This window comes from Sorangium sp. So ce117 (assembly GCF_051524395.1).
Classification (GTDB): domain Bacteria; phylum Myxococcota_A; class Polyangia; order Polyangiales; family Polyangiaceae; genus Sorangium; species Sorangium cellulosum_B.
The window spans coordinates 1,382,679-1,394,956 of record NZ_CP150309.1 but is presented as its reverse complement, the minus strand read 5'-3'; the positions used below and the strand labels follow the sequence as shown (position 1 = coordinate 1,394,956).

The following is a 12,278-nucleotide window of genomic DNA, read 5'->3' as shown; positions in this document are numbered from 1 at the left end:
TGCCATGGAGGCGTTCGCATGGCTGAGCAGCTCTTCCTGAACGGGATGCGCGGCGCGCAGCAGGCCTCCGGGGCCGCGGCGCCGCCGGCCGAACCCGCGTCGACCGAGGCCGCCGCGCAGCCCGAGGAGCGGCCGTCGCCGGTCGCGCCGGCGCCCGAGCCGCCGCTCGAGACGGCGGCCAGGCTCAGCGCCGAGCTGGAGGCCGCGCTCGTGCGCGAGCTCATGGCGGCCTACCAGAGCCTGAACTACACGCATTTCCGGCGGAAGCTGCGCTCTGCGTCCATCGAGCTGTCCGACGCCGCGAGCCGGCTCGGGCGGTGGATCTCGGAGGCGCGCGCGATCGAGATCTCGCGGCCGCTCGTCCTGACGCAGCCGTGGGGCGTCGTGATCGAGGTGCTGAAGCACGAGATGGCGCACCAGTACGTGCACGAGGTGCTGGGCGTCACGGACGAGGCGGCGCACGGGCCGGCGTTCCGCGAGGTGTGCACGCGCCTCGGCATCGACGGGACGGCGGCCGGGATGCCGGCGGCGGGGCGCTCGCCGGCGGATCCTGGCGGGGTCGCGCGCGGCGGCGACGCGGGCGCGTCGGAGGCGAGCGTGGACGCCCGGATCCTCGATCGCATCGCGCGGCTGCTCGCGCTCGCCGACAGCCCGAACGCGAACGAGGCGCAGGCGGCGATGAGCGCCGCGCAGCGGCTGATGCTGAAGTACAACCTCGACGTCGCGAAGGCGCGCGCCGCGCGCCAGTACGGCTTCCGCCACCTCGGCGCGCCGAGCGGGCGCGTGGGCGAGACCGAGCGGATCGTCGGCGGCATCCTCGGGAAGCACTTCTTCGTCGAGGCGATCTGGGTGCCCGTCTACGTGCCGCTCGAGGGCAAGCGGGGCAGCGTCCTCGAGATCTGCGGGACGCCGGCGAACCTGGAGATGGCCGCCTACGTGCACGCGTTCCTGCACCACACGGCCGAGCAGCTGTGGAACGAGCACAAGCGGACCCAAGGGGTGAAGGGCAACAAGGACCGGCGGACCTACCAGGCCGGGGTGATGCTCGGGTTCCTCGAGAAGCTGAACGCGGAGCGGAAGGTGTCCGTCGAGCAGGGGCTCGTCTGGGTGAGGGACGCCGATCTGGACGGCTACTATCGAACGCGCCACCCGCACGTGCAGCACCTGCGCCACACGGGCAACCAGCGGACGGCGGCGCACGCGCACGGGCGCGAGGCGGGGCGAAAGATCGTCCTGCACCGGCCGATGCAGGGGGCGACCGGCAATCGGGGCATGCTGCTGCCGCCGGGCAAGAAGGGCTGAGCTCACGACGCCGGATCCGGGCCGCGCGAGGAGCTCGGACGGAAGCCGGACGATGCGAGAGATGCGAGATGGCGCAGCGCCGGCGTCTCGGCCGCGGCGCGCGCTCGACGGGCTCGTTGACGGAGAAGGAGCGGTTCCGGCACGATGGCACGGCGCGCGGGAAAGCCTAGGAGAAGAACGAGATGCCGCTCCTGTTCACCATTGAAGAGCGCTTCGATGCATCGCCCGAGGACGTCTTCCGGCTCGCGACCGACATCGACGCGTTCGGCGACTGGATGCCCAATTTCGTGCGGGTAGAGAGGCTCACGGGCGCCGTCGTCGGCAAGGGCGCGATGTGGCGTGAGACCCGCAAGATGTTCGGCAAGGAATCGACCGAGCTGTTCGAGGTCACGGCGGCGGAGCCCGGCAGGCGTCTGGACCTCTTCGTCGACGGGCAGAAGGGCACCACGGGGCGGGGGGCTTACCGCTTCCGGTATGTGTTCGAGCCCCAGGGCGCCGGTACGCTGCTCAAGATGGAGGGCGAGATCGCCGGGATGGGCTGGTTCATGGAGACGCTGGGGCGGCTGTTCATCGGCAGCTTCAAGAAGGCGGTGCACGCGGATCTCAAGGCGATGAAGACACACCTGGAGCGGCGGCGGGCGAGCTAGCGCTCTGCGCCTACCGGCCCCGGAGAGGGCGCTGGTCGCGGGGGCCCGGCCCCCGGAGAGGGTGTCCGTGGGGCGGCGCGGGGGCCCCACCGAACTCGCCTGATCGACGTGCTCTCTCCGGCGCGCTGCGCACGCCGGAGAGAGCACGTCGATCAGGCTCAGACAGCGGTCCGTCCCCCACGCCGCCCCACGGACACCCTCTCCGGGGGCCTCATCGGTGTTCATCAAGCCCGTTCGATCGGGCTCAGGGCAACCCGGGGCGCACGAGCGTCATCGTGGTTAATTTTATCATCCCTCGACACGAGCCTGGGGGACATGGGCTGATGCAGCGAGGGTGATCCGCCACGGCGTACTTCCCGCGTTGCGCTCGGGGGGACGGCGGAACAGCATCCCGGCATGGCGATGCGACGGCGAAAGGACCCGGGGAGAGCGAAGCCTTCTCTTATGCTCGAGCGGCTGCCGTCTATCCTGCTGTCGCTGTTTGCGGCGTTCTTCGTCGCTATCGCGAGCTTCGTGATCTCCGCCGGCTACGCGGAACACCGAGCCGCCGAGATCGACGCGGCGGCCATGAGCTTGGCGGAGAACGCCGCGCCGAGCATCATGCACCTGGCGGCCGCGCGCGCCGAGCTGAGGCATACCCAGGCGCTCCTGAGCGACCTCGTCAACGACGCCGCGCTGGGGCGCCCGCGCGACCGCCACGAGCTCGACGAGGCGCGCGACAACCTATCCCGCAGCATCGACGTCTACCTCGGCATGCCGGTCTATCCGGGAGAGCTCAAGCAGTGGCAGAGCGTCGCGCAGGCGCTCGGCAAGCTCGATCTGGACACCGATCGGGCCCTCTCGCTGGTGGCGAACGGCCATCCGGACGAGGCCAACAAGCTTGTGGACGGCGCGCTGCGAGCGGACTTCAACTCGACGAACGACGCCGTGATGGCCAGCATCGAGCTCAACGCCCGGCAGGCACGCCGCCTGGCGATCGAGATCGCAGCCAACCGCGTTCGCTCCCGTCGGACCGCGCTCGTGCTCAACACGACGAGCGTGACGTTCGCGCTGCTGGCCTGCGCGGCGGCCGCCGTGCAGGTCCGGCGCCACGTGAGGCTGCTCTGGCAGCAAGGCGTGGTCCTGGAGCGTCGCGCGGATGAGCTCGAGCAGTTCGCCGGCCGGGTCGCGCACGACGTGCTCAGCCCCCTCGGCGCGGTCGCGCTCGCGCTCGACCTCGCCCTGCGGCGGTGCGGCGAGGGAGATCCGGCACGAAAGGGGCTCGAACGGGGCCGGCAGGCCATCCTGCGCGTCAAGCGCATGACCGACGGGCTGCTGGAGTTTGCTCGCGCGGGCGCCAGGCCGGAGCCAGGCGCGCGCGCCGAGGTGCACCCCATCATCGACGATCTCATGGTCGAGCTCGTTCCTGTCGCGGTGGAGCTCGGCGCGGAGCTCCGCGTCGAGCCCTTCGCCCCGTGCGCGGTGGCCGCGAGCCCCGGCGTGCTGACAAGCATCCTCGCCAACCTGACCCGCAACGCGCTCAAGTACCTCGGCGACGCGGCGGTCTGTCACGTCGTGATCCGGGTGCTCGACGCGAGAGAGGCTGTGCGGATCGAGGTGGAGGACACGGGGCCCGGCGTCGCGCCGGCCCTCGAGCAGATGGTGTTCGAGCCTCATGTCCGAGCGCAAGGCGCTCGAGTGCCGGGTCTGGGCCTGGGGCTCGCCACCGTCAAACGCTTGACCGAGGCGCACGGCGGCCGCGTGGGGCTCCGCACGGTCGTGGGCAAGGGGAGCCTCTTTTGGTTCGAGCTGCCCAGAGCGAGCGCCGAGTCGGCGCACGCGTTCGACATCGGCTCGAGCACCAACGCATGACATCCGGGAGGCTGCGCCCCGGTCGCTCCGCGAGCGACATGAGGATGCGTTTGCGAAAGATAGGCGCCGAGATCGAGCTCGACACGCCGGTCCCGGAGTTGACGCAGTAGCCACCCTACCCAAACGGGGCCGGCGGCGCCTCCGCTCGCACGATGCTGCCGCCGAGGAGACCCACGGCGCCTCGAACTTGCACGAGGCTGTCGCCCGGGCGACCCACGGCGCCTCGAACTTGTACAAGGTTGCCCCCTCGGACGACCCACGGCGCCTCGAACTTGTACAAGGTTGCCCCCTCGGACGATCCCGGTTTCCTTCAGTACACACCGATCCGTCTTTGTTGACCCGGTGCGCGGCGCCAGGCACCATCGGCGCGCAGCGCCCGGCCGGCCGGCCTGCATGGCCGGAGGCTCGACTCCGGCTCGCTCCCCTTCCCTAACAAGCTGTTGAGGTGCTTTGATGCCCGTTCGTACGATGCTCTTGCTCTGCTTCGCGCCCTTTGTCATTGGCGCTCTCCAAGGTTGCGGCGGCGATGACGGCGGCGGCGAGACCTCCGGGGGATCGGCGCTCGGTGAATGTCCGCCCAACTCGACCGCGCAGGCGGAGGCGGGCCACCAGGCGCTCCAGGACCAGTGCGTGCCGTGTCATTTGTCGACCTCGGAGGGCGCGTCGCGCATCGGCGCTCCGGAGGATGTCAACGTCGACGACCCCGCCAGCGTCAGCGCCGAGGCGGAGGAGATCCTCTCGGAGATCCGGATCGGCGGGGCGAATGGCGGGGACGGGATGCCCATCGGCTCGAAGCTCTCCGACGACACGATCGAGGCCATCCGGGTCTTCCTGGCCTGCGACGCGGCACAGTAACGCCGCGTCTCTTCCCCGCACGCTTCACACCAAGTCCGAACGCCGGCGCGCCAGCTCACGAGAAGGCGCGCCGGCGCGCCGGCGCGCCGCTCGCCTCGATCGCTGTGCGATCGCGCGATCCGGAGTATGGTGCAGGCATGTTCAGGCTGGATGCCCGCTCCGGGGCCGCCGCGCTCGCGCTGGCCGCCACGCTCGCGCTGACCGCGTCGCTCGGCGCCTCGTGCGCCGGCGCGCCCCCCGCGCAGCGCGGGGCGGCGGCCTGCCCGCCGCTCTGCCCGCAGCCGGCGCCCCCGCCGAGCGCAGCGCCGGCGGGGCCCGTCGTCCCGGGCACGCCGGGCGAGGCGCCGGCGTTCGACCCCGAGCGCCTCACCCTCGTGCTGGACGACCCGCGGCTCGCGCAGGTGCAGAAGCTCGTCGAGCAGGAGGCGTACGCAGGCGCGGCCGCGGCGATGGCCCAGGCGCTCTCGGCGCCCCTGTCGCCCGCGGACGCGGCGGCCTTCCGCTACCAGCTCGGGCGGCTGCGCGCCCTCGCGGGCGATCCCGTGGGCGCGGCGAAGGAGTACGACGCGGCCGCGGCGGCGGGCGGGCCGCTCGCGGATCACGCGAGGTTCGCGGCGGCCGATCTGCTCGCCAGGGCGGGGCAGCCCGACGCGGCGCTCGAGCGCGCGCGCGCCGTCACGTCGGACGTCGCGATCGCCGACGAGCTCGATCGCATCGTCGCCGGCGCGCTCGCCGACAAGGGCGACATCGAGGGCGCGGCCGCGCGCTGGCGCGCGTACCTCGCCCGCAGCTGGCCGGCGTCGACGTGGGTGCCCGAGGCGCTCCGCTTCGCCCGCGCGCTGCTCCGCCACCCGAGCGAAGACCACGCCGAGGAGGCGATCCGCGTCACCCGGCGCGTCATCGACGAGGCGCCGGGCGGCGCCGGCGCCGGGGAGGCGAAGGAGATCCAGGACCAGGCCCTGTCGACGCTGCCGTTCGCGCGGCGCAAGCCGTTCCTCGACCTGGGCCCCGCCGATCTGCTCGCCCGCGCGCGCGCCTTGCTCGCCTCGCGCCAGGACAAGGAAGCGCTCGCCGTCACCGACGCGCTGATCGCCCTCCCCGAGGCGCAGGCGCCCTCGGCCTTCGCCTGCGACGCGTTCGCCGCGCGCGGCGAGGCGCTCGGCCGCCTCCGGCGGCGGGCCGAGGCCGCCGACCTCTTCGGCACGGCGATCGAGCGCTGCGGGCCGGCCGCGCCCGTCGCCGCAGGCGTGACGCCCGCCGCCGCAGGCGTGACGCCCGCGGCAGGTGCGAGCGCGCCCGCCACCACAAGCGCGGCCCCCGCCACCGCAGGCGCGGCCCCCGCCGCCGCAAGCGCGGCGCCCGCCGCAGGCGGGACACCCGCCCCGCGACGGCCAGAGACCCTCTACAACGCCGGGCGCGCGTCGCTCCGCGTCGATCGGCACGCCGAGGCGGCCGCGCGCTTCGCGCTGCTCGAGAAGGAATACCCGGATCACCGGCTCGCGGACGACGCGCGCTACCTCGGCGCGCGCGCGCTGCTCGGGCTCGGGGACCAGGCGCAGTTCGTGCAGCTGCTCACCGCCATGCCCGACGACTACCCGTCGGGCGACATGGTCGCCGACGGCCTGTTCGAGCTCGCGCTCTTCGAGATGGAGCGCGGCGACTGGGCGGGCGCGGTCAGGCCGCTCGAGCGCGCGCTCGAGCGGTTCCCGCACGAACGCGCGTACCACGCCGCCGGCAGGCTCCCCTATTACCTCGGGCGCGCCCACATCGAGACGGGCTCGCCCGACAAGGGGAAGGCGCTGCTCGAGCAGGTGATCCGCGACTACCCGCTCTCTTTCTACATGGCGCTCTCCCACGCGCGGCTCGCCGACGTGGACCCCGCCGCCGCCCAGCGCGCCCTGTCCGCGGCCCTGGAGCGCGACGCGAGCGCGCCGTACACCGAGCTCAGGAGCCCGCTCTTCGCGCAGCCCGCGTTCACGCGCGCGGTCGAGCTCGCGCGCCAGGGGGAAGCGAAGCTCGCGCGGCGCGAGCTCGACCTGCTCGGCGTCGGGGGCAAGACGGCGCCGCGCGAGGTGATGTGGGCCTCGGCGTTCCTGCTCGCGCGCTCGGGCGCGCTGCCGCAGTCGTACAGCATCCTGCGCACCGCGATGGCGGCGCCGGCGGCCGTCGAGCTCGCGGGCGAGTGGGTCGATCACTACCCCGTCGGGCGCTGGCGCGGCGCCTGGGAGCTCGCCTACCCGCGCCCCTTCTCCGGCCTCGTCGCCGCGGAGACCAAGCGGAGCGGGATCCCCGAGGCCCTCGCCTACGCGATCATGCGCGAGGAGTCGGCCTTCGACCCGAGGGTGGCCTCGCCGGCCCAGGCGTTCGGGCTGATGCAGCTCATCGTGCCGACCGCGAAGCTGGTGGCCAAGCCGCTCGGGCTGCCGTGGAGCGCCGACGCGCTGAAGCGCCCCGAGGTGAACATCGCGCTCGGCTGCCGCTACCTCTCGCAGCTGCGCGGCCAGTTCTCGGACAACCCCCTGCTGGCGATCCCCGCCTACAACGCGGGCGGCGGCGCGCCGAAGCGATGGATCGCGGAGCGCCCCTCGCAGAGCTTCGATCTGTGGGTCGAGCGCATCCCGTACGAGGAGACGCGGCTCTACACGAAGCGCGTGATGACGAGCCTCGCCGTCTACGAGCTCCTCTACGCCGGCGCTCAGCCGGGCGAGGCCCTGCGGACGCCGCTCCCCGCGAGCCCGGCCGCGCGCTCGGCCGTGGCGAACGCCGCGCCCTGACCCGCGCCGGCGGAACCGGAAGCCAAACGCCGAAGCGCCGGCGGAAGCCGCATACCGCCGAGGTTTCGGCGAGCGGGCCGCGCTCAAGCTTTGGTAGAGTCCGCGTGTGATCGACCCATCGAGCCCTTCCCATCAGCTCGTGGGCGCCGTGCTCAGCGGGCGCTTCCGGATCCTGCGTCTCCTCGGCGAGGGCGGCATGGGCGCGGTCTACGAGGCCGAGGGCCTTCGCGGCGAGGGCAAGCGGGCGATCAAGGTGCTCCACCCCGAGTTCACGCAGGAGGAGCAGGTCCTCCACCGCTTCTTCGCCGAGGCGGAGGCGACGAGGGGGTTCGTCCACCAGAACATCGCCTCGGTCTTCGAGGCGACCCGCGCCGAGGACGGCACGCCGTACCTCGTCATGGAGCTCCTGCAAGGCGTCCCGCTCGCCGCGTACATCGACACGGGCAACCCGATCCCCCCGCAGCAGGCCGTGCCGATCATCCACGAGGTGCTCCAGGCGCTCATGGCGGCGCACAGCCACAAGGTGATCCACCGCGATCTGAAGCCGGAGAACCTGTTCCTCATCCGCGATCCGCGCGGGGGCTTCCGCGTGAAGGTGCTCGACTTCGGCATCGCGAAGGTGATGGACGCGGCCGGCGGCATGGGCCTGAAGACCCGCGCCGGCACGCTCCTCGGGACGCCCGGCTACATGAGCCCCGAGCAGATCAAGAACGCGCAGGGCGTCGACGCGCGCGCCGATCTCTGGAGCGTCGGCGTGATCTTCTACGAGATGCTCACGGCGACGCAGCCGTTCCCCGCCGAGAACGAGTTCGCGCGGCTCACCGCCGTGCTCGCCAAGGAGGTGCGCCCGATCGAGCAGGTCGCGCCCCACCTCGCGGCCTGGGGCCTCTTCTTCCAGCGCGCCCTCTGCAAGGACGTGGCAGGGCGCTTCCAGACGGCCGAGGAGATGGCGCAGACGCTGGGCGCCATCGCGCACCGCACGGGCATCACGACGCCCAGCGCGCGGCCCGAGGCGCCGGCGTCGCCCGCGCTGACGCACCAGCTGCCCTCGCTGCCGCCGCCGCAGCCGCTTCAGAGCGCGACGCAGCCGCCGCAGAACATGGCGCCCCCGCCGCAGAACGTCACGCAGCCGGTGCAGAGCGTGCCGCCGATCGCGTCCAGGTTCCCGACGGTGCCCCCGCCGCGCATGTCGGCGCCGCCCATCCAGGCGTCCCCGTCGGTGGCGCCCACGGCGACCTTCTCGGCCAGGCCAACCCACATCAGCGCGCAGCAGCCCTCCGGCGTGCCGACGCTCACGGGCGGCCACTACGACGTGCGGGTCGTGGACGTCCCCCTGGCCGCCGAGGGTGGGGGCTCGGAGGGCGCTGCCTGGTGGCTCGTCGGGCTCATCGGGCTCGTGTGCCTCGGCGTCGGCTTCGCGCTGGGCGTGCTGGTGAGCCGGTGAGCGCGTGAACGGAAGCGCCCGCGTCCGCGCCCTGCTCGCCGTCACCTGCGCCGCCGGCGCCCTGGGCGCGCCGCGGCCCACGCTCGGCGACCCGCCCGCGGAGCCCCCCGTGCCGGTCGTCGATCTGCACGTCGACGTGCCCTGGCAGGTCCACTTCAAGGGGCGCGACAGGCGCCTCGGCGAAGGCCACGCCCGCAGGGAGACGCTCGTCGCGGGCCACTACCTCGGCGTCGTGCTGCCGATCTACCTGCCCGACCAGGCGCGCCCCGAGGGCCCGCAGATCGAGGACGCCAGCGCGGTCCTCGCGACGATCGAGGCGATCATCGCCGCGAACCCGGTGCTCCTCCCGCTCGGCGCGGCGCGCGCCGAGCCGGGGAAGATCAGCACCTTCCTCTCGATCGAGGGGGCCGGCGCGTTCGCGGCGGACATCGCGCAGATCGACCGCTTCATCGCGCGCGGCGTGCGGCTCATCAGCCCGAACCACGCGAAGAACACGCGGCTCTCGTCGTCCGCGACCGGCGAGCCGGCGGCGTACGGGCTGACCGAGCTCGGCAAGCGGTTCTGCGAGCGCGTCTACGACCAGGGCGCCCTGATCGACGTCTCGCACATCTCGGACGCCGCGTTCGCGGATCTCGTCCCGATCGCCGCGGCGCACGGCGCGCCGATCGTCGCGACGCACTCGAACGCGCGCGCGGTGGCGAACCGGCCGCGCAACCTGACGGACGAGCAGCTGCGGCTCATCGCGCGGAGCGGCGGGGTCGCGGGGCTCAACTTCCACGCCCCCTTCGTGAACGGCACGAGCGAGGCGGACGTCGACGACGTGGTCGCGCAGGTCGATCACATGGTCCGCGTGGCCGGCGTCGATCACGTCGCGATCGGCTCCGATTTCGACGGCGGCATCGTCCCGCCGAGGGGGCTCGCCGACGCGTCGGCGCTGCCGGCGCTCGCCGCGCGGCTCAGGCAGCGCGGCATGTCGCGCGAGGACGTCGTGAAGATCTTCGCGCAGAACGCGCTGCGCATCCTCGGCTGGCGCCCGGCGATGGATGCGAAGAGCGCGAGCGCGACCGGCGGCGCGCGCCCGTAGCCGGAGGCCGCCGCGCTCCGCCCGCGCGCTCGTGGTAAGGGCCACGCATGCGCAGGGAAGTCGCCGGGTCGGCGCGAGGTCTTCTCGCCCTCGCGCTCTTCGCGTCGATCGCCGGCCGGAGCTGCGCCGAGCTCCCGCACGTCGAGGGCGCCGGCGAGGCCGTCTGCCCCGAGCTGCGCGCCCCGGGCGACGTCCTCGGGGCCCAGCTCACCGCGGACGCCCGGGCGAACGCGAAGGTGAGGGCTGCCGCGCTAGAGCGCCCGCGCGCGCTGCGCGGCGCGCCGCCTGCGAGCCCCGATCGACGCGCTCCGGCGACGCGCGCCCGCGCCGGCACCGATGTCCTGGTCGCAGCGCCCGGCGCCCGAAGCGGCGCCGAGCGCCTTCGCCTGCATGGATGGCATGGACGGCGCCGCGCCCCTCGGACTACCCTCGCGCTCCCGCCGGGAGGATCCCATGACCGATCTCGACGACCGCTGTCTCGACACGTTCCCCGAGTGGCTGCGCAGCCTCGCCTCGGACGCCACGGATCTGGCGGGCCTGCTCGCCTCGCCGGAAAGCCCGGAGGCCACGCGCCGCTCGCTCGCGGGGGGCCTCAACTACCTCTTCAAGTCGCTCGACCTCATCCCGGACGGCATCGAGGATCTCGGCTTCCTCGACGACGCCTTCGTGCTGCGCGTCGCCGCGTCCTTCGCCGCGGCGGAGAGCCCGGAGCTGCGCGACCAGGCGCCGGCCCTCGCGCGGCTCGCCCGGGACGCGGAGCTCATCGCCGAGCTGCTCGGCGGCGACTACGCCCGGCTCAAGGGCTACGTGCGCTCGCTGGAGAAGGGCGCCGCGCGCGGCCGCACCGTCGACGACATCCTGAGCGACGAGCAGGTCCGCACCTCGTTCATGCACGAGATCACCGGCTGGGCGTCGAGCTACACGGCACCGAGCTTCAGCCGTGACGCGAAGAACCTGATCAAGCTGAAATCCTTCCTCTCCGCCAAGCTCCCGGCCTGAGCGCGCGCGTCGAGGCGCCGCCGCGGCGCGTCCACCGCTCGCCATGGTACACCCCCGATCATCCCCCGGAGGATCGCGTCCGATGTCAGCCGCTCCCCGCCTCACCGCGCTGCTCGCCGCACTGCTCGCCGCGGGCTGTGACGCCGACCGACCCGCCTCGACGGCGCACAGCCCGGCCGCCGCCTCATCTCCGCCCTCGCGCTCCACGGCAGCCCCGGCCGCGCCGCCGCCCGACGCGGATCGCTCCTACGCCTACCCGGCCGCCGATCGCGTGGTCGCCATCGGCGACGTCCACGGCGACCTCGCGGCGACGCGCGCGGCCCTGCGGATCGCGGGCGCGATCGACGGCGCGGATCGCTGGATCGGCGGCAAGCTCGTGCTCGTGCAGACGGGCGACGAGCTCGACCGCGGCGACGGCGAGCAGGAGATCGTCGACCTCTTCGATCGCCTCGCCGTCGAGGCGCGCGCCGCCGGCGGCGCCGTGTACGCGCTGAACGGCAACCACGAGGTCATGAACGTCCAGCTCGATTTCCGCTACGTCACCGAGGGCGGCTTCAAGGACTTCGAGGACGTGCCCGGGCTCGACGCGTCGGGCCCCCGGCTCGCGCCGGTGCCGCCCCCCGCGCGAGCCCGCGCCGCCGCGTTCGCCCCCGGCGGTCTCTACGCCAGGAAGCTCGCGGCGCGCGACGTGATCATCGCGGTCGGCGACACCGTCTTCGCGCACGGCGGCGTGCTCCCGGCCCACGCGCGCTACGGCGTCGCGCGGATCAACCGAGAGGTGCGCGCGTGGATGGAGGGGAAGAGCCCCTCCACGCCGGCCGTGATCGCGGCCGAGGACAGCCCGGTGTGGGCGCGCCTCTACTCGAGCGAGCCGCCGCCGGCCCCGGGGTCGCCCCCCTGCGCGGCGCTGGACCAGACCCTCGCGGCGATGTCCGCGAAGCGCATGGTCGTGGGCCACACGGTCCAGAAGCACGGCGTCACGTCGGCCTGCGGCGACAAGATCTGGCGGATCGACGTCGGCATGGCGTCGCATTACGGCGGAAAACCAGCAGCGCTGGAGATTGTCGGTGACACCGTGCGCGTCTTGACGGCCGACGCAACCAAGGCAACCGAGGCGGCCGACGCGTCCAGCGCAACTGGCGCAACCGACGCAACCAAAGCGACCAAACCGAAAAAATAGACGTAGTTGTGAGAAAACTTCAGCGCCGTCCGCAACGCGATCGCGTGTCGTCAACGACCACGACTACGTTCACGGCCACGCCCACGCCAACACGCGCCAGGGGGAGAAGCCCCCGGGCGCGGCCACCAGCGCATTGACGCGC

Annotated in this window: 9 protein-coding genes; all 9 read left to right on the top strand. The window is 73.3% G+C overall.

Annotated elements, in window-relative coordinates:
- The first annotated feature begins 18 nt into the window (after positions 1-18).
- The 9 genes from WMF46_RS05155 (at position 19) to WMF46_RS05115 (ending at position 12,136) form a co-directional block, all read left to right on the top strand.
- Positions 19-1,302, top strand: a complete 1,284-nt coding sequence (locus tag WMF46_RS05155) for a SprT-like domain-containing protein (protein WP_437984569.1) — start codon at positions 19-21, stop codon at positions 1,300-1,302.
- Positions 1,303-1,484: 182 nt separating this feature from the next.
- Entirely contained in the window at positions 1,485-1,949 is a 465-nt protein-coding gene (locus WMF46_RS05150) for an SRPBCC family protein (protein ID WP_437907293.1), read from the top strand.
- A gap of 444 nt (positions 1,950-2,393) precedes the next feature.
- Positions 2,394-3,800: a sensor histidine kinase gene (locus WMF46_RS05145; protein ID WP_437984568.1), complete on the top strand. Its 1,407-nt coding sequence runs from the start codon at positions 2,394-2,396 to the stop codon at positions 3,798-3,800.
- Between the two features lie 453 nt (positions 3,801-4,253).
- Entirely contained in the window at positions 4,254-4,655 is a 402-nt protein-coding gene (locus WMF46_RS05140; protein WP_437984567.1) for a c-type cytochrome, read from the top strand.
- 137 nt (positions 4,656-4,792) lie between these two features.
- On the top strand, positions 4,793-7,429 hold the full coding sequence (locus WMF46_RS05135; RefSeq protein WP_437984566.1) for a transglycosylase SLT domain-containing protein: 2,637 nt from the start codon (positions 4,793-4,795) through the stop codon (positions 7,427-7,429).
- Between the two features lie 106 nt (positions 7,430-7,535).
- Positions 7,536-8,873, top strand: coding sequence for a protein kinase domain-containing protein (locus tag WMF46_RS05130; RefSeq protein WP_437984565.1), 1,338 nt, complete (start codon positions 7,536-7,538; stop codon positions 8,871-8,873).
- Positions 8,874-8,877: 4 nt separating this feature from the next.
- Positions 8,878-9,957, top strand: a complete 1,080-nt coding sequence (locus tag WMF46_RS05125; RefSeq protein ID WP_437984564.1) for a dipeptidase — start codon at positions 8,878-8,880, stop codon at positions 9,955-9,957.
- A gap of 453 nt (positions 9,958-10,410) precedes the next feature.
- Positions 10,411-10,956, top strand: a complete 546-nt coding sequence (locus WMF46_RS05120; RefSeq protein ID WP_437715874.1) for a DUF1232 domain-containing protein — start codon at positions 10,411-10,413, stop codon at positions 10,954-10,956.
- 82 nt (positions 10,957-11,038) lie between these two features.
- Positions 11,039-12,136: a metallophosphoesterase gene (locus tag WMF46_RS05115; protein WP_437984563.1), complete on the top strand. Its 1,098-nt coding sequence runs from the start codon at positions 11,039-11,041 to the stop codon at positions 12,134-12,136.
- Positions 12,137-12,278 lie beyond the last annotated feature (142 nt).